14 protein-coding genes are annotated in these 17,472 nt (G+C 69.4%); 7 read left to right on the top strand and 7 right to left on the bottom strand.

The window, feature by feature from the left end:
• Positions 1-13 precede the first annotated feature (13 nt).
• Positions 14-2,872, top strand: coding sequence for a Calx-beta domain-containing protein (locus M1L60_RS08430; RefSeq protein ID WP_253236759.1), 2,859 nt, complete (start codon positions 14-16; stop codon positions 2,870-2,872).
• A 63-nt stretch (positions 2,873-2,935) separates the two neighbouring features.
• Here the strand turns inward: M1L60_RS08430 and M1L60_RS08425 are convergent, their stop codons facing one another.
• Genes M1L60_RS08425 through M1L60_RS08415 form a run of 3 tightly spaced genes read right to left on the bottom strand, consistent with a single transcriptional unit; the run spans position 2,936 to position 7,196 of the window.
• Positions 2,936-4,873: an ABC transporter ATP-binding protein gene (locus tag M1L60_RS08425; RefSeq protein ID WP_253236758.1), complete on the bottom strand. Its 1,938-nt coding sequence runs from the start codon at positions 4,871-4,873 to the stop codon at positions 2,936-2,938.
• Complete coding sequence (locus M1L60_RS08420) at positions 4,870-6,606, bottom strand: ABC transporter ATP-binding protein (protein WP_253236757.1); 1,737 nt, start codon at positions 6,604-6,606, stop codon at positions 4,870-4,872. The genes M1L60_RS08425 and M1L60_RS08420 overlap by 4 nt, the downstream gene beginning before the upstream one ends.
• On the bottom strand, positions 6,606-7,196 hold the full coding sequence (locus M1L60_RS08415) for a TetR/AcrR family transcriptional regulator (protein ID WP_253236756.1): 591 nt from the start codon (positions 7,194-7,196) through the stop codon (positions 6,606-6,608). The genes M1L60_RS08420 and M1L60_RS08415 overlap by 1 nt, the downstream gene beginning before the upstream one ends.
• 110 nt (positions 7,197-7,306) lie before the next feature.
• Here M1L60_RS08415 and M1L60_RS08410 point away from each other — a divergent pair, with 110 nt between their 5' ends.
• From M1L60_RS08410 to M1L60_RS08400, 3 genes are all read left to right on the top strand, one after another.
• Positions 7,307-9,526, top strand: a complete 2,220-nt coding sequence (locus M1L60_RS08410) for a putative bifunctional diguanylate cyclase/phosphodiesterase (protein ID WP_253236755.1) — start codon at positions 7,307-7,309, stop codon at positions 9,524-9,526.
• 63 nt (positions 9,527-9,589) lie between these two features.
• Positions 9,590-11,245, top strand: a complete 1,656-nt coding sequence (locus M1L60_RS08405; protein ID WP_253236754.1) for a sulfatase-like hydrolase/transferase — start codon at positions 9,590-9,592, stop codon at positions 11,243-11,245.
• 190 nt (positions 11,246-11,435) lie between these two features.
• Positions 11,436-12,185 (top strand): discoidin domain-containing protein, encoded by a 750-nt coding sequence (locus M1L60_RS08400; protein WP_253236753.1) that lies wholly within the window; start codon positions 11,436-11,438, stop codon positions 12,183-12,185.
• Here M1L60_RS08400 and M1L60_RS08395 read toward each other — a convergent pair.
• Entirely contained in the window at positions 12,182-12,622 is a 441-nt protein-coding gene (locus M1L60_RS08395) for a MarR family winged helix-turn-helix transcriptional regulator (RefSeq protein WP_253236752.1), read from the bottom strand. The genes M1L60_RS08400 and M1L60_RS08395 overlap by 4 nt on opposite strands.
• A 62-nt stretch (positions 12,623-12,684) precedes the next feature.
• Here M1L60_RS08395 and M1L60_RS08390 point away from each other — a divergent pair, with 62 nt between their 5' ends.
• Complete coding sequence (locus M1L60_RS08390) at positions 12,685-13,053, top strand: VOC family protein (RefSeq protein WP_253236751.1); 369 nt, start codon at positions 12,685-12,687, stop codon at positions 13,051-13,053.
• 62 nt (positions 13,054-13,115) lie between these two features.
• On the opposite strand, the gene M1L60_RS08385 is transcribed toward M1L60_RS08390, so the two are convergent.
• Positions 13,116-14,141 carry a hypothetical protein gene (locus tag M1L60_RS08385; RefSeq protein WP_253236750.1) on the bottom strand — a complete coding sequence of 342 codons (1,026 nt, stop codon included), beginning with the start codon at positions 14,139-14,141 and terminating at the stop codon, positions 13,116-13,118.
• Positions 14,142-14,240: 99 nt separating this feature from the next.
• Here M1L60_RS08385 and M1L60_RS08380 point away from each other — a divergent pair, with 99 nt between their 5' ends.
• Together M1L60_RS08380 and M1L60_RS08375 are read left to right on the top strand one after the other, a co-directional pair.
• Positions 14,241-14,891: a GNAT family N-acetyltransferase gene (locus M1L60_RS08380; RefSeq protein ID WP_308208438.1), complete on the top strand. Its 651-nt coding sequence runs from the start codon at positions 14,241-14,243 to the stop codon at positions 14,889-14,891.
• Positions 14,888-15,646: an adenosylcobinamide amidohydrolase gene (locus M1L60_RS08375; protein WP_253236749.1), complete on the top strand. Its 759-nt coding sequence runs from the start codon at positions 14,888-14,890 to the stop codon at positions 15,644-15,646. Before M1L60_RS08380 ends, M1L60_RS08375 begins: the two co-directional genes overlap by 4 nt.
• On the opposite strand, the gene M1L60_RS08370 is transcribed toward M1L60_RS08375, so the two are convergent.
• The gene (locus tag M1L60_RS08370; protein ID WP_253236748.1) at positions 15,633-16,217 is read right to left on the bottom strand and encodes a DUF1684 domain-containing protein; all 585 of its coding nucleotides are present in this window, start codon (positions 16,215-16,217) and stop codon (positions 15,633-15,635) included. The genes M1L60_RS08375 and M1L60_RS08370 overlap by 14 nt on opposite strands.
• Positions 16,218-16,273: 56 nt before the next feature.
• Positions 16,274-17,449, bottom strand: coding sequence for an alpha-amylase family glycosyl hydrolase (locus tag M1L60_RS08365; RefSeq protein WP_253236747.1), 1,176 nt, complete (start codon positions 17,447-17,449; stop codon positions 16,274-16,276).
• Positions 17,450-17,472 lie beyond the last annotated feature (23 nt).

Genomic DNA, 17,472 nt, shown 5'->3' with positions numbered 1-17,472 from the left:
GAGAACGAAAGACATGCGCTATCCCAAAGCCCATGCAGACTCGAGCGGCTCGGTTCCGTTCGCCCTGCGTGGCTCCAAGTCCGCGCGGACGGTCCTGGCGACCGCCGTCGCGGGCGCCATCGGCCTCGTGCCGGTCGCCTACGTGGCGTCGCCGGCCTCCGCTGCTCCAGATGCCACCATGGCTGTCAGCGCTTCTGCTGCGGCGGCCGAAGGGGCGAACGTCACTTTCACGTTGACCCCGACCGTTCCGGGCACCTGGACGATCTCGACGATCGCCGGCAGTCCCAATGGTGCCGTCGCCGGCACCGACTACACCGCGCTCACAGTGCAGCAGCAGACTGCTGTGTTCAGCACTACGGCCCCGCAGACGATCACCATCGCGACCACAGATGACTCGCTGTACGAGGCCAACGAGACGTTCGTGCTCCGGGCTACGAACGCCAACGGTACGGACTGGACCGAGGCCACGGCGACGATCAACGACAACGACACGGCGCCGTCATACACGCTGACCGCCGCGCCGAACCCGGTTGTCGAGGCGGTCAACGCCAAAGCCACGGTCACCGCGAAGCTCAGCGCCATCTCGGGTCTCGACTCGGTCGTCACGCTGAACACGGCGAACGGCACCGCGATCGCGGGCGCCGACTACACCGCTCTGACCAACCAGACGGTCACGATCGCCGCGGGCTCGCTGACCGGCACGGCCGAGATCCTGATCACCAACGACAACAAGAAGGACCAGCTCGACACGGAGTCGTTCACGGTCAGCGGCACGGCGACCAACGTGTCGCCGACGGCCGCCACGACGACGGTGAACATCACCGACGCGCAGAGCACGCCGAAGCTGACCCTGTCGAGCGGCGGCGCCACGACCGAGGGGCAGAACGCCACCTTCACGGTCACCACCGACACCGTGTCGGAGCTGCCGATCACCGTGCAGTGGAACGCGGTCGAGACCGTCCCGGTCTCGGGCCACTGGAAGGCCACCCCGGGTGACGATTTCACCTACCCGGCCAACCGCACCGTGACCATCCCGGCCGGCTCGACGACGGCGGCGATCACTATTCCGACGATCGCCGACCAGACCGACGAGCTCGACGAGGACTACACGATCGAGCTGGCCAGTCCGACGAACGCCGTTCTCGGGGCCGTCACCAAGGTGACCAGCACGATTACCGACAGTGACAACGCGCCGACCGTAACGTTCACGCCGACCTCCGTCGTCGAGGGCAACTCGGGCAAGAAGACGCACACGTTCACCGCGACGCTGAGCGCCAAGTCCGGCAAGACCGTCCAGGTGGACTGGAAGACCAACCCCACCGGTGCGACCTACGGCGACGCCGTGGCGGGCAAGGACTACGTTGCCGCCAACGGTCGGCTCAGCTTCGAGCCGGGCACGACCACCAAGACCGTCACCGTCGACATCATCGGCGACACGATCGACGAGGGCCCGGTTCCGCGCACCAACGCGGCCGGCGAGGGCGAGAAGTTCCAGATCGTCCCGTCCGCTGTCGTGGGTGATGTGACGGCCAGCCTCGGCAACAGTGCGACGGCGGTGATCACCATCGCCGACGACGACGCCATGCCGACCGCGACCTTCGACGACGTGAAGGTCAAGGAGGGTACGGACGCGAGCGCCGTGCTCGCGCCGATCAAGCTCACCGGCTCGAGCGACCACCCGATCACCTTCGCGGTCGCCGACGCCGGCACGGGCACGGCGAAGAGCACGATCGGCACGACGATCGGCGACAACGACTACAACCTGCTCAACACCTCGGTGACGATCGCTCCCGAGATGAGCAACGGCTACGCGGTTGTGCTCGTCAACGGCGATCACATGTACGAGGCCGACGAGACGGTCGACCTGACCGCTACGCCGGGCGCGACCACGGCCGGCGCCGACTGGCTGACCGCGCCGGCGGCCGACCCGGCCACGGTGACGCTGCTCAACGACGACGGTGCGCCGGACCTGGAGATCAACAGCGTCATGGCCAAGGAGGGCGAGAAGGTTGAGGTCACCGGCACGGTGACCGGCAGCTCCTCGACCAGCACCACGCTGACCGTCTCCTTCGCCGGCGCCTCGGTCAAGGGCAGCCGCGCGGCCGACGCCGCCGACTTCGAGAACCCGGGTGCCAAGGTCATCACCATCCCCGCGGGCACCGTCCCAGGTACGGTCATGCCGGTCCAGAGCATCTGGATCAACGCCGACAAGCTGCCTGAGCCGGCCGAGACGATCCTCGGCACCGGCGTGGGCCTGGGCAACGTGGGTACCGTGACCGACGGCGTCATCACGATCGCCGCCAACGACGGTTCCGAGCCGGGCGAGCCCGGTGAGGCCCCGAAGCCCACGATCAACGCTCCGATGTCGGTCAACGGCACGGGCCCGGTCTCGATCACCGGTAAGGTCGCGGCCAACGCTGCGGTCGAGCTGTGGGGCGCCCCGGTCTCCGGTGGCGAGCTGAAGTGGATCGCGAACACCAAGGCCAGTGCGATGGGCATGTACTCCTTCTCGCGGTCGATCAGCCAGGGCATGCGGTTCGTCACGCAGTCCCAGGAGGTCAACTCGGTCGAGAAGACGGTCTGGGTGAACCAGTGGGCTTCGCTCACCGCCACCTCGCCCTCGAAGGGCCGCGTCTCGGTCGTCGTCAAGACCAACCCGAATGCGTCCGGCCGCAAGGTCGTCGTTCAGCGCTGGACCGGTCCCAACACCTGGACCAACATCCTGGTGAGCAAGGCCAATGTCAACGGTGCGTACACCGCCACGACGGTTGTGCCCTCGGGCACCGTGGCGCTCCGCGCCTGGGTTGACGGTGCCGAGGACTGGGGCATCAACGGTGGCTGGTCGGACATCGTCCGTCCCGTCATCAAGTAAGCAAGAGCATTGAGAACGGGGGCGGCCAGCTGGCCGCCCCCGTTTCCATGTCGGGACAGAGGGTCAGTCCACTTCGGCCACGGCCTGGGCGAACTGGGCCGAGTACAGCGCCGCGTACGCCCCGCCCGCCGCGATCAGGGAGTCGTGCGTGCCCTGTTCGACGATCTGCCCGTGTTCCATCACCAGGATCACGTCGGCGTCGCGGATCGTGGACAGGCGGTGGGCGATCACGAACGAGGTGCGGCCCTCGCGCAGCGTTGCCATGGCCCGCTGGATCAGCACCTCGGTGCGGGTGTCGACCGAGCTCGTGGCCTCGTCCAGGATCAGGATGCTGGGTTCGGCCAGGAAGGCCCTCGCAATGGTGATCAGCTGCTTCTGGCCGGCGCTGACGTTCGAGCCCTCCTCGTCGATCACCGTGTCGTAGCCGTCGGGCAGCGTCTTGCAGAAGGCGTCGACGTGCGCCGCCTCAGCCGCCGCGACCACGGCCGCCATGTCGAACGAGTCAGCCCCGTACGCGATGTTCTCGGCGATCGTGCCGCCGAACAGCCAGGTGTCCTGCAGCACCATCCCGATCTCTTCGCGCAGCTGTTCCCGTGGCATGGTCGCGATGTCGACCCCGTCCAGCCGGATCCGCCCGGAGTCCACGTCGTAGAACCGCATCAACAGGTTGACCAGGGTGGTCTTGCCGGCCCCGGTCGGCCCGACGATCGCCACGGTCTGGCCCGGCGCGACGTCGAGCGACAGGTGTTCGATCAGCGGCTTGTCGGGCAGGTATCGGAACGAGACGTCCTCGAAGGTGATCTCGCCGCGGACCCGACCGAGATCGACAGGCGGCACCGAGGGGGACTGCTCGGGCGCGTCGAGCAGGGCGAACACCCGCTCGGCGGAGGCCACGCCGCTCTGGATCAGGTTGGCCATCGAGGCGACCTGGGTCAGTGGCTGGCTGAACTGCCGCGAGTACTGGATGAACGCCTGCACCTCGCCCAGCGACAGCGACCCCGAGGCCACCCGCAGGCCACCGACCACGGCCACCAGCACGTAGTTGAGGTTGCTGATGAACATCATGGCGGGCTGGATGAGACCGCTGATGAACTGGGCCCGGAACGACGACGCGTAGAGCTTGTCGTTGTGCTCGGCGAAGACCCGGGACGCCTCGTCCTGCCGGCCGAACACCTTGACCAGCGAGTGCCCGGTGAACATCTCCTCGATGTGGCCGTTGAGCCGGCCCGTGGTGGCCCACTGGGCGACGAAGTTGGGCTGTGAGCGCTTGCCCACGGCCATCGTCACCAGGAACGAGACCGGCACGGTGATCAGCGCGATCAGGGCCAGCAGGGGCGAGATCCAGAACATCGCGCCGAGCACCCCGACGATCATCAGCAGCGACGTGACGAGCTGGGCGAACGTCTGCTGCAGGGTCTGGGCGATGTTGTCGGTGTCGTTGGTGGCCCGGCTGAGCACCTCGCCCCGCGGCTGCTGGTCGAAGTACGACAGCGGCAGCCGCGACAGCTTGGCCTCGACCTCTTCGCGCAATCGGTAGACCGCGGTCTGCACGACCGTCGCCGTGATGCGGCCCTGCAGCACGCCGAACAGCCAGGCGAAGACGTAGACGATCGCGACCCACATGAGCACCTGGGCCAGCCGGTCGAAGTCGATGCCCTGACCGGGCGTGAAGTCAACCGCGGACAGCAGGTCGGCCTGCGTGTTCTCGCCGCGGGCGCGCAGGGCGGCGACGGCCTCGGCCTTGGTCACGCCGCCGTCGACCATGCGGCCGACGACCCCCTGGAAGATCACGTCGGTGGCGTGACCGAGCAGGTAGGGCCCGATCACCGACAGGGCCACGCTGACCGCGCCGGCCAGCAGCACGAAGCCGACCAGCACCCGCTGCGGCTTGAGCAGCCCGAGCAGCCGCTTGGTCGAGCCCTTGAAGTCCTGCAGTTTCTCGGTGGGCATCGGGCCGGCCATGGCGCGGACGGCCGGGGGACCTCCCATGGGACGGGTCATGCGGCCGCCTCCTGCGCGGTGAGCTGGGAGAGCACGATCTCGCGATAGGTCTCGTTGCCGGACATGAGCTCGGCGTGGGTGCCGGTGCCGGCCACCCGGCCGTCGTCGAGCACCACGATCCGGTCGGCGTCGCGGATGGTGCTCACCCGCTGGGCCACGATCACCACGGTGGCGTCGGCGATGCTCTCGGTGAGGGCCGAGCGCAGCGCGGCGTCGGTGGCGTAGTCGAGCGCCGAGAACGAGTCGTCGAACAAGTAGATCTCGGGCCGGTGGACCAGGGCCCGGGCGATGGCCAGCCGTTGCCGCTGACCGCCCGACACGTTGGTGCCGCCCTGGGCGATCGGGGCGTCCAGCCCGCCCTCCATCCGTTCCACGAAGTCCCGGGCCTGGGCGATCTCGAGCGCGGACCACAGCTGCTCGTCGGTCGCGTCCGGATTGCCGTACCGCAGATTGGAACCGACCGTGCCCGAGAACAGGTACGGACGCTGGGGCACGAACCCGACCAGCCGCGACAGCAGGCCGGGGTCGAGGTCGCGCACGTCGACGCCGTCGACCAGCACCTGCCCGGCGGTGGCGTCGAACAACCGTGGCACCAGGTTGAGCAGGGTCGTCTTGCCGCTGCCGGTGCTGCCGATGATCGCCGTGACCTGGCCCGGCCGGGCGGTCACGTCGATGCCGCTGAGCACGGGAGCCTCGGCCCCGGGGTAGTGGAAGCCGACGTCGCGCAGGTCGAGCCGGCCGTGCTCGGTGACCGTGGTGACCGGCTGCTTCGCCGTGACGACGCTCGACTCGGTGCTCAGCACCTCATCGATCCGCTCGGCGCAGACCTCGGCCCGCGGGATCATCACGAACATGAAGGTCGCCATCATGATCGACATGAGGATCTGCATCAGGTAGCTGAGGAACGCGGTCAGCGCGCCGATCTGCATCGCGCCCGAGTCGATCCGGTGACCGCCGAACCAGATCACGGCCACGCTGGACAGGTTCACGATCAGCATGACCGTCGGGAACATGAGCGCCATCAGCTTGCCGACCTTGAGCGACACGTCGGTCAGCTCGTCGTTGGAACGGCGGTAGCGCTCCTGCTCCCGCTCGTCGCGGACGAAGGCGCGGATCACCCGGATGCCGGTGATCTGCTCGCGCATCACCTGGTTGACCCGGTCGATGCGCACCTGCATCGTGCGGAACAGCGGCCGCATCCGCACGATGATCGCGGCCACCGTGGCCACCAGCACCGGCACGATGATCAGCAACAGGCCGGACAGCGGAACGTCTTGCCGCAGGGCCAGCACGATGCCGCCGACGCACATGATCGGGGCCGAGACCATCAGCGTGAAGGTCATCAGCACCAGCATCTGCACCTGCTGGACGTCGTTGGTGGTGCGCGTGATCAGCGACGGGGCGCCGAACTGGCCCACCTCGCGGGCCGAGAACTTCTGCACCTGCCCGAAGATCGAGCCCCGGACGTCGCGGCCCACGGCCATGGCCGTACGGGCGCCGAAGTAAACGGCCACGACCTGGGCCGCGATGCTGGCCAGGGTGATGGCCAGCATCCACCCGCCGATCTGCATGACGTAGCCGGTGTCGCCCTTGACCACGCCGTTGTCGATGATGTCGGCGAACAGCGTGGGCAGGTAGAGCGTGGCCAGCGTCTGCAGGAACTGGAAGAGCACGACGAGCGTGATCTCCCGCCGGTACGGGCGTAAGTAGATTCTGAGCAGTTTGATGAGCACTACTGGGTCCCCCGTCGGAGCAGTCCGTCGAGCAGCAGGGAGACCGTCTCCTCGCCGCTGAAGTTGTCCGGGTCGCCGAACGGCCCGTACGTGTTGGCGCCGCAGAACAGCAGCAGCAGCGAGGCCACCGCCGCCGGTGGGCGACGCAGTTGATCAGCGCCTTCCGTGATCACCTCGGTCAGCGCGGCGTGCAGGATCTCGCGGTTGGCGATCATCTGTCTGGGCAGCTCGCCGGTGATGACGAGCTTGCGGGCGGCCGTCATGAGCTGCGCGTTCTCGCGGAACCGGGCGTGGATCAGCTCGGCCGCCGTGGCCAGCCGCTCGCGCAACGGCCGGGACCGGTCGATCGCGGTGAGCGCGGCCACCGTCTCCTCGGGGTCGAGCGCCTTGATCACCGAGCACACGACCAGCGACGACTTCGTCTCGAAGACGCCGAAGATCGTGCCCTCGGCCACGCCGGCGGCCTGGGCGATCTGCCGGGTGCTGACGTCCACCCCGTGCTCGTGCAGCAGCGGGATGGTCGCGTCGATCAGGGCCGCGCGGCGTTCCTCGGGTGCGAGCGCGGGCACCCGCCGTCGCTTGTTCTCCACGCGGCCACTCTACTGAGCGAGCACTCACTCATCCACTGACATTTGTCATGGGTCCCTCGGTCCGGCGCGAAAGACTAAAGACGAAGCCGACCGGGCCGATCGGTGCGCCCGTGCAGTCAGTCGAGATGGACGATCACACCGCCGAGTACTGGGCGCGCCAGCTGCGCATCGGTGCGGCGATGGCGGCCGTGGTCACCGCGATCGGTGGCGTCCGGATAGCCCTGGAGTGGGAGGGCGCCGACCGCTGGTGGCTGCTGCCGGTGCTCCTGGCCGTGGCCGCTCAGGTGGCGATCTTCCCGCTGCCCTGGGCCCGCCTGGTCCGCCAGGAGCGGACCCGCTGGTGGCTGACGGCCTGGTGGCTCGGCGAGATGCCGGTGATGCTGCTGTTCGGGTTCGTCGACCCGGACGGCTGGATGCTCTACGTGCCGGCCGTCGTGCTGCTGCTGATCACCGCGGCCGCGCTCTGGTCACCCCGCTTCGTCATAACGCTCGGCGTGATGTCGGTCGGCGGGTACGCCCTGCTGCTGCCGTACCGGGCCGGCGCCAATGCCGGCACCACGCTGGTGCTGGTCGCGATGATGGGCTGCGTCGTCGGCCTGACCGCGCTGTACGCCAAGAGCCGCCGGGCCCTGGACAACCGGCGCCGGGTCGCCGAGCAGCGGGCCGAGACCCTGCTCGCCGCCTCGGCCGACGCGGTGATCGCCATCGGGCCGGACGGCATGGTCGTGTACGCCACCGAGTCGATCACCCACATGCTCGGGGTGCCGAAGCAGCGGCTGGTCGGCCGGAACTTCAGCGACCTGATGCCGGCCGAACGCGTCGTCCCGGCCCAGAAGTTCCTCGACGACCTGATGGCGCTCCCGCTCGGGCAGAGCCTGCGGTCCGAGTCCCAGCTGCAGGCGGCCGACGGTCGCTGGGTCTACGTCGACGTGCTGGCGACGAACTGGGTCGCCGCTCCCGACATCGAGGCCGCTGTGATCAGCCTGCGCGACATCGGCGCCCGCCGCGTGCTGGAGGACAAGCTGCACGTCCAGGCGTTCACCGACTCGCTGACCGGGATGCCCAACCGCGCCCTGTTCCGGCAGCGCCTGGCCGAGGCCGTGGCCGGCGCCGACGACGACCGGCCGGTCACCGTGCTGCTGCTCGACCTCGACGACTTCAAGCTGGTCAACGACAACCTGGGGCACAGCGCCGGCGACGAGTTGCTGACCACGATCGCCGGGCGGCTGCGCCGGCACGTCCGCCCGTCCGACGTGCTGGCCCGTCTCGGCGGCGACGAGTTCGCCATCCTGATGCGCGACCTCGAGCCCGGTGACGCCGCCGCGCTGGCCGAACGCCTGGTCCGCACCATCCGCGAGCCGATCCGCCTGGGCAGCCGGGACGTCACCTGCTCGCTCAGCATCGGCATCGCGACCGCCGCGGCCGGCGACCACCAGGGTGACCAGCTGCTCGGCAACGCCGACCTGGCGATGTACGCGGCCAAGCGGGCCGGTCGCAACGGGTACGCGGTGTTCGACCCGACCATGACGATGTCGGTGCTCGAGGAAGCTCAGCTGCGCATCGACCTCGAGCAGGCGCTGGAGCGCGAAGAGTTCGCCGTGCTCTACCAGCCCGTCGTCGACATGCAGACCCAGAGTGTCACCTCGGTCGAAGCATTGGTCCGCTGGAACCACCCGCGCGACGGCCTGCTCGGCCCCTACCACTTCATCGCCGCGGCCGAGGCCAACGGCCTGATCGTCCCGCTCGGCCGGTGGGTGCTGCGGGAGGCCTGCGCCCAGCTCGCCCGCTGGCGCGCCGAGTCACCCGCCGCGGCCACGCTCAAGATCAACGTCAACCTCTCAGCCCGTCAGTTCCAGTACGCCGGTCTGGTCGACGACGTCGCCGGCGCCCTGCACGACGCCGGCCTCGACGCCGCCGCGCTGACCCTCGAGATCACCGAGTCGATGCTGATGGAGGACATCGAGACGGCCAAGCGCACCCTGCACGCGTTGCGCGGGCTCGGCGTCCGGCTGGCCATCGACGACTTCGGCACCGGCTACTCGTCGCTCAGCTACCTCAAACAGCTCCCGGTCGACGTCATCAAGATCGACAAGACGTTCGTGGACGACGTCGACACCGACGCCGACGACGTGGCCCTGGTCGACGCCGTGGCCGGTCTCGGGCAGGCGCTCAAGATGCAGACGGTGGCCGAGGGCATCGAGACCGATGCCCAGTGGGCGACCCTGCGCCGCCTCGGCATCGACCACGGCCAGGGCTACCTGTTCGGCCGGCCGGCCGATCCGGAGCAGATCCGCGCCCTGCTGAACGGGGTGAGCACCATCTCGGCTTGAACCGCTTACCCTCACCCAGCGTGTACCTGTTGGTAGGTGCAACTCTGCGGGTAAGGAATCTCCGTGTCGGTCAACAAGCACGTGCGCCGGATCGCCGGCGGGGTGGTCACCACCCTCGCCGCCCTCCTCGTCTTTCTCGCGCTGGTGCTCCCGGATCAGATCACCCGGCTCGCCCCGGGCAACTTCTGGCTCACCGCCCTGGTCCGGGTGCCCATCGAAGCGCTGCTGGCGGTGGCGTTGCTGCTGGCCCTGCCGCCCCGGGCCCGCCGGATCACGGCGACCGTCCTGGGCGTGGTGCTCGGCCTCCTGACCATTCTCAAGATCATCGACATCGGCTTCTTCGCCGTGCTGGCCCGCCCGTTCGACCCGGTGCTCGACTGGGTGCTGTTCCGGGACGGCTTCAACTTCATGATCGATTCCTTCGGCCGGGGCGGTGCGCTGCTGGCCGCGGCGGCCGCCGTGCTGCTGGCCGTGGTGACGCTGGTCGCGATGACCTTCTCGGTCCGCCGGTTGAGCCGGCTCATCGGGGCCCACCCCTGGCCCGTACGGGGAACGGTGGTCACGCTGTCGGCCGCGTGGGTCACCCTGGCCGTGATGAGCTTCCAGCTCGTCGGGGGCATCCCGGTGGCCAGCCAGAGCGCCGCCGAGCTGGCCCGCGACACCGTGCTCGCCGTGCCCCAGGACATCCAGGACCGCAAGGACTTCGCCCTCGAGGTGCGGGACGACGCGTTCGCCGACATGCCCGACGACCAGCTGCTGAGCGCGCTGCGGGGCAAGGACGTGATCATCGGTTTCGTCGAGAGCTACGGCCGTGACGCCGTCGAGAACCCCGAGTTCAATCAACCCGTACTGGCCCAGTTGCAGACCGGGCAGGCCAAGCTCGCGGCCAAGGGGTTCGCCGCGCGCAGCGGCTACCTGACCTCGCCCACCTTCGGCGGCGGCAGCTGGCTGGCCCACTCGACGTTCCTGTCCGGCCTGTGGATCGACAACCAAAACCGCTACCGCAGCCTCGTGGCGACCGACCGCATGACGCTGACCTCGGCGTTCAAGCGGGCCGGGTTCCGCACCGTCGGCTTCCAGCCGGGTGTCACGTTCGCCTGGCCCGAGGGGCAGTTCTACGGCTACCAGCAGATCTACGACTCGCACACGCTCGGCTACAACGGCCCGATGCTGAGCTGGTCGACGATGCCCGACCAGTTCGTGATGAAGCAGGTCCACGAGTACGAGTTCGGGAAGGCGAAGCGCCCGCCGCTGCTGGCCGAGGTGACGCTGACCTCGAGCCACACCCCGTGGACGCCGGTGCCGGCGATGCTGCCGTGGGACAAGATCGGCGACGGCCGGGTCTACGGGCCGATGATCGAGGGCAAGCCCACCGCCCAGCAGGTGCTGTCGGACGGCAAGAAGGCCAAGCAGGCGTACGCCGGGTCGATCGCCTACTCGGTCGACAGCCTCGTCTCGTACGTCGAGAACTTCGGCGACGACAATCTGGTGCTCCTGCTGCTGGGTGACCACCAGCCGGCCTCGGTCGTCGTCGGCACCAATTCGACCAAGGACGTGCCGATCTCGGTCGTGGCCAAGGACCCCAAGGTGCTCGAACGGATCAACGGCTGGGGCTGGACCGACGGCCTGAAGCCGGCGCCCGACGCGCCGCTGTGGCCGATGGACGAGTTCCGTGACAAGTTCCTCACCGCGTACAGCCCGCAAGGGGAGCCTCACTGAACGCAGAGTGACGTAGATCGCTATCGCATGATCGACAGCCGTCTACTCGTCCGTAACTCCATTCCGTAACCAACTTCCGTCAAGATACGTGCTTGGTGGCCGCGAGGGGGCGTCCACCAAGGACGAACGGGAGTCTCTCGTGGAAGACCGTCAGCGGCCGTCCCGCGCGGACAGCCTCAGGTTGACCCACATGCCCGGGGCGCGGCCGCGCAGCCGCCCGCCGGTCGCGCCGCCGCCACCCGCGCCACCGCCTCCGCCGCCCCGCCGCAAGTCCCGTAAGGGCTGGTGGGTGGCGTCGGGCGTGGCCGTCGTGGTGGCCGCCGCGGGCGGCCTGGCCGTGGCCTACCGGGCCACCGCCGACGCGACGATCCCCGACCGCGGGGTGCCCCCGGTGGCGATCCCGACCGAGACGGTGGCCGGCTCCGGCCCGGCGCCGATCGAGTCCCCGGCGCCTCGGTCGGCCGTGGCCGCCCCGGTCAGCCGAGTGCCGTCACCGTCACCTTCGGTGACCGTCAAGCCGGCTGCGCCCAAAGTCACCGCCCGCACCAACCCGTCCCGGGCCAACCTGGCCCTGACCAGCACGGTCACCGCGAGCAGCAGCGAGGGTGCCCCGTGGCCGGCCGCCGACGCCGCCGACGGCGACCCGGCCACCCGCTGGTCGAGCGGCTTCGCCGAACCCCAGTGGCTCAAGGTCGACCTGGGCTCCCGCCGGATCGTCAGCGAGGTGACCCTGATCTGGGAACACGCGCACGCCGTCGCCTACCGCATCGACGTCTCCCTGGACGGCAAGAAGTGGCGCACAGTCTGGTCGACAACGGCGGGGGAGGGCGGCACCGTCCGCGTCGACACCGGCAGCGCGGTGGCCCGCTACGTGCGGATGTACGGCACCAAGCGCTCGAACCAGTACGGCTTTTCCGTCTGGGAGTTGGAGATCCGCTAGCCGGTGCGCAGCGAGGTGATCATGCTCTGCAGGGCTTGGAAGGCGGCCGCCTGTTCGGCGTCGGTCATGCCCGCCAGCATCTTGAGTTCGACGGATCGGACGGCGGCGCTGGCTTTTTCGAGGCTTCGGCGGCCGCGGGGGGTCAGGCGCGTGGGCAGGGCTTTGCCGACCGGGGCGGCGGCCGGGCGGGTCACGTAGCCGTCGCGTTCCAGGGCCTGGAGCAGCACGTTCATCGTCTGGCGGGTGACGAACGCGCCGCGCGCCAACTCGGAGTTGGACAGGCCGGGCCGTTGCGCCAGCAGTTCGAGGCAGGAGTAGTGGGTCACGCTCATGTCGAGCGGGCGCAACACCTCTTCCATGGCCGCGCGCAGGGCGCTCGACGCCTCCTTTAGCAGGTAGCCCAGTGACGTCGGCAGGTCGATGCCGTCTTGACTCATGTCAGTATCCTGACATACCTTGATGCATGTCAGTTAACTGACACGACAGAAGGAGAGCTGCCATGCCGGTCACCGGTCCCGACTTCGTTTCCCTGCAGGCCCGCGATCTCGACGCCTCGCGGGCGTTCTACGAGCGCTATCTCGGGCTCGTCCGCTCGCCGGTCGGTCCGCCCCACGCCGTCGTCTTCGACACGAAGCCGATCGCGTTCGCGCTGCGCGACCTCGTTCCCGGCACCGACCTCGACTCGGTCGCTCAGCCCGGCCTCGGCGCCGCGATCTGGCTGCACGCCACCGACGTCCAGGCCATCCACGACGCCCTGGTCGCCGACGGGCACACCATCGTCACGGCGCCCATCGACGGGCCGTTCGGACGCACGTTCACCTTCGCCGACCCCGACGGCTACCGGATCACGCTGCACGACCGTGCCTGAACGAGGCGCTCCCCGCGGGTCACGCCGACCCACGGGGAGCGCCTTGACGATCGGCTCGGGACCTAGTCGATCGTCGGAGGCAGGTTCTGGGCGGCCTTCAGAGCCGCGGCCGCACCGGCGTACGGGTTGTAGGTGTACGTCCGGGCCGGAGTTCCCGGGATCGTGAAGTAGGCGGCGGCCAGCTTGGCCGGGTCGGAAGCGATCTCACCGCGGGCCGGGATGTCGTTGCCGTCGTCCCAGCCCCACGGCGCATTGGCCGAGTTGGTGCCGCACGAGAACGTCCCGACACCGCAGCCGCCGGTCGTGTCGCCGGCGAAGGTGCCCAGGTTGGCGAAGAGGTTGGTGTTGTTGCGCTGCGCCCACAGGCCGCCGCTCGCGAAGATGTCGATCAGCTCGTAGCGCACGTCGCGGTCGTTCGAGCTGCTGGGCGACTCCGACACGGTGGCCGAGGGGTAATAGACGACGCCGTCGCCGTTGATGTCGTACTGCGGCCACGCCTTCAGCCCGTGGCCACCCCGCTCCTGCGCCGTCACCGGGTGCTGGAAGTCGTCGTGCGGGGACGCCTTGAACTGCAGCGTGCCGTCGATGGTCTCGCCGCCGTTGGTCCAGTCGCTGCCGGCCGGGGCGTACGAGAAGAAATCGCTGTGCGCGACAGTGACCGCGGCCTTCAACTGGCCGTACTCGGATCCGTCCTTCTCGACGATCTCGAGCACACCCTCGCCGTCGTTCTCGTGCTCGGTCTCGAAGAACGGGTGGTCGATCCAGTCGCGCGGGTGGAAGAAGAAATACGTGAGGTAGTAGTGGGTGCCGGTCTCGAGCACCGAGTAGTACGCCGCGGCGGCAGTGTTCTTCCCGGTGTTGTCCCAGTTGTCGCGGCCGTTCAGGTTGCCGTCGAAGTCGTACCGGGTAATGAAGTCGCTCTTGCCGCCCAGGGCGTGACTGCCGGTGGAGTCGACGTCCTGATAATGGATCGGCGCCCAGCGCAGAGCCAGCTCGGCCCGGCTCGGTGCTGCCTGCGCCGGCGCGGCCAGGCCGACTGCCGTCAGCGCGCCGGCCACGCCGCACGCGATCACGCGACGAATGCCCATGACCCTACCTCCTGTAGATCGATGATCGTAAATCTAAAGGCGGCGGGTGGACGAGAGGCGAAGGGAAAATTTCCGGGACGCGGCGGCTACGCTTGCCCGGTGTTCAAGGTCGATCTGGGTGGGAGCGCCGAGCTCCGACCGCTGGAACCGTGGCAGGCCGAGGAATTCCTCGCACACATGGAGAGGGCGCGGGCGACCGTCGACCCCTGGATCCCGTGGGCGAGCCGGAGCACCGACCTCGAGTCAGCGCGCAAAACCCTTCAGCGGTACGCCGATCTGCAGGCCGGCGGCGAGGGCCGGATCCTCGGCGTCTGGCTCGAGGACGTGCTCGTGGGCGGGGTGATGGCGTTCAACCTCGACCCGCACAGCGGGGTGGTCGAGGTGGGCTGCTGGCTCGAACCGGCCGGCACGGGGCGCGGGCTGATCACCCGGGCCGCCGAGCGGCTGATCGACTGGCTGATCACCGAGCGCGGCGTCCACCGGGTCGAGTGGCACTGCCGCCCCGACAACGTGGCCAGCTCGAACGTGGCCCGCCGCCTCGGGATGACCCACGAGGGCACGCTGCGGGCCAACTTCCCGTGGCAGGGCGTCCGCCACGACAGCGAGATCTGGGCCGTCCTGGCCCCGGAATGGTCCGGCCGCAAAGACCCGGACGCTGCGGGCGAAGACCCGGATGCCCCCGCTGCCGCAGAGCCTGACGCTTCCGCCGCCGACGGCCTTGGCGCTCGCGCCGCCGAAGACCCGGTGTGACTGCGCTGCCCGAGCCCACTCTCACGCATCGCGCCGAGGGCGGGCGGGACGAGCCGCTGCTGGTCTGGCAATTGCCCGAGCCGGTGCTGGCGATCTCGTCGGCCGTCCTCGGTGGCGGAATCGGTCGCTGCGAGTGGGTTGTCAATGCCACCGTGCCCATGTCGTACGACCGCGATGACCCCGCCGACCACCTGCGTGGCATGGCCGAGGGGCTGGGCCTGCGCGGCCCGGGCATCGGCCTGCTCACCGGGGTCGACGTGGCCGAGGTCATCGCCACCACGGACGGCGGCGTGCAGTTGTGGGCGACGGTGGGGCTGGGCGTGCCGGTGCGGGCCGCCGCCCCGCCGGTCGAGCTCGCGCCGCGCGTCGGCACGGTCAACTTCGTGGCCTGGGTGCCGGCCCGGCTCAGCGCGGGCGCCCTGGTCAATGCCGTGGCCACCATCACTGAGGCCAAGGCGCAAGCGATCCGCGACCTCGGCTGGGACGCCACCGGCACCCCGACCGACGCCGTGTGCGTGCTGTGCCCGGCTGAGCCCCGCCACGAGAGCTCGGCTGAGCTCGGCAGCGACAGTGCGGCCGGGCCCCGTACAGAAAACCCGGCCGGAAGCCGCAACGAAAGCCCGACCGAGGTCCGCAATGAAAGCCCGGCCGAGTGGCCGGTCGCGGCCTATGCGGGGCCGCGGTCGTTCTGGGGGGCGAAGCTGGCGCGTGCGGCCTATGAAGCGGTGCGCACCCGGGGCGTCAGTGGTAGGTGAGCTCGCCCGCCTCGATGGCGGCCGAGATCGTGTTCTCCGGCGGGGCCAGGGGGCACAGCCAGGCGTCGTCGTACGCGCAGGACGGGTTGTAGAGATAGTTGAAATCGAGCCTGACCCGCGAGCCGGACAGGGTTTCGAGCCCGCGGCCGTGGGTGCCCTTGACGGTGTCGGTGAGGTAGCGCCCGCCGCCGTAGGCGCCCTTGCCGCAGGTGGCGTCGCGCACCGGCAGGAACAGCCCGCCCCCGTAGGCGGCGATCCACCACAGCGACAGCTCGCCGAACGGTGAGTCGATGACGCCGACCCGGTTGTAGTGCACCACCCCGTCGGGCCCGCCGGTGTCGATGTCGATCGAGCCGGACGCGGGGCGCACGTCGGCCTCGACGATGAAGTCGTCGTTGCGGGGGAGGTAGTTGAGGCCGGTGAACGCGGCCCGCTCGTCGGAGGGGATGGCCGACTGCGGGTGGGTGCCGAACAGTTTGTCGCGTTCGGCGCGGAACTCCTCGAGGCTCGTGTCGGCCAGGTACATCCGCGCGACGGTGGCGCGGTAGTCGGTCAGCTCGAGTGCCTGCATGCCTGTCAATCTAGGCCGGGATCAGGTGTGGCGCGGGGTGATGAATCCCTCACGCCTCACTCGCCGACGATCTTCCATTCGTGCGCCGGCACCTCGACCTCCGAGCCGTCGACGGTGAAGCGGTAGGGCTCGTCGCCGACGTTCAGCAGCGTCACCAGCCGGTTGTCGCCGTCGGCCGACACGAGCGCGACCGCCTCGTTGGTGAGCTGCTCGGCCGTCGTGCGCGACCGGACCAGCCACGGGTGCCGCCGCCGCACGCTGATGAGCCGCTGGTGCAGGTGGAAGACCGGCCAGCCGTACGGGGCCAGGTCGTCACGCGACTCGGGAAAGGCCGGCCGCACGGCGTCGTCCCCACCCTCCCGGTCCTCCTTGACGCCGCGGAAGCCCTGCTCGTCGCCGTAGTACACGCTCGGCACCCCGCCCACGGTGAACAGCACGGCCAGCGCGTGGCCCAGGTGCCGCTCGTCGGTGAGCTTGCTCGCGATGCGGGTCACGTCGTGGTTGCCGACGAAGGTTAGCGGCTGCCCCGCCCCGAGCACCTCGTTGTTGCGCTCCAGGGCCCAGGCCAGCTCGAAGAAGTTGCCGTCGTTGAGGCTGCTCCAGGTGGCCTTCCACAACTCGTACTGGGTGATCGAGTCGAGCCCGCTGTCGCGCAGGAACGTCACGTAGTCGCCCTGCAGGATCTCGCCGGTGAACCAGGCCTCGGGCCGCTCGGGCCGCACCCGGTCGACGGCGGCCTTCCAGAAGGCGGGCGGCACCCCGTACGCCACATCGAGCCGCCAGGCCGTCGCGCCCCGGTCGAGCCAGTGGTTCATCACCCGTACGACATGATCGAGCACTTCGGGCTCGTCGTGGTTCAGCTCGACGAGCGCGCCGTGCCCCTCGAACACCGCCCGCTCGCCCGAAGCCGTGTGCTTGAACCAGCTTTCGGGCGCCTGGAAGCTGCGCCCGACGTGGTTGAACACCCCGTCCAGCATGACCTGCAGCCCGCGCTCCCGGCAGCCGGCGATCAGCGCGTCGAAGTCGGCGTCGTCACCCAGCCGCGGGTCGAGCCGGAAGTGGTCGGTGGTGTCGTAGCCGTGCGTCTCCGAGGCGAAGATCGGCCCGAGTTGCAGCCCGTTGACGCCCAGCTCGACGGCGTAGTCGAGCCACCCGGTCAGCCGCCGGAACCCGCCGCCGAACCCCAGCGGATAGACGTGCCACCAGATCACATGGTCGACCCATTCGCGCATCCGCCCACTATCCCCTGCTTCGC

It is taken from the genome of Paractinoplanes aksuensis, from assembly GCF_024137025.1.
In the GTDB taxonomy this organism is placed as follows: Bacteria; Actinomycetota; Actinomycetes; order Mycobacteriales; family Micromonosporaceae; genus Actinoplanes; species Actinoplanes aksuensis.
This window is presented reverse-complemented; position numbering and strand designations above follow the sequence as displayed.

Coding starts and splice junctions, on each gene's coding strand:
- M1L60_RS08430 (WP_253236759.1), top strand. CDS start 14: ATGCGCTATCCCAAAGCCCATGCAGACTCGAGCGGCTCGGTTCCGTTC.
- M1L60_RS08425 (WP_253236758.1), bottom strand. CDS start 4,873: ATGACCCGTCCCATGGGAGGTCCCCCGGCCGTCCGCGCCATGGCCGGC.
- M1L60_RS08400 (WP_253236753.1), top strand. CDS start 11,436: ATGCCCGGGGCGCGGCCGCGCAGCCGCCCGCCGGTCGCGCCGCCGCCA.
- M1L60_RS08395 (WP_253236752.1), bottom strand. CDS start 12,622: ATGAGTCAAGACGGCATCGACCTGCCGACGTCACTGGGCTACCTGCTA.
- M1L60_RS08390 (WP_253236751.1), top strand. CDS start 12,685: ATGCCGGTCACCGGTCCCGACTTCGTTTCCCTGCAGGCCCGCGATCTC.
- M1L60_RS08385 (WP_253236750.1), bottom strand. CDS start 14,141: ATGGGCATTCGTCGCGTGATCGCGTGCGGCGTGGCCGGCGCGCTGACG.
- M1L60_RS08370 (WP_253236748.1), bottom strand. CDS start 16,217: ATGCAGGCACTCGAGCTGACCGACTACCGCGCCACCGTCGCGCGGATG.
- M1L60_RS08365 (WP_253236747.1), bottom strand. CDS start 17,449: ATGCGCGAATGGGTCGACCATGTGATCTGGTGGCACGTCTATCCGCTG.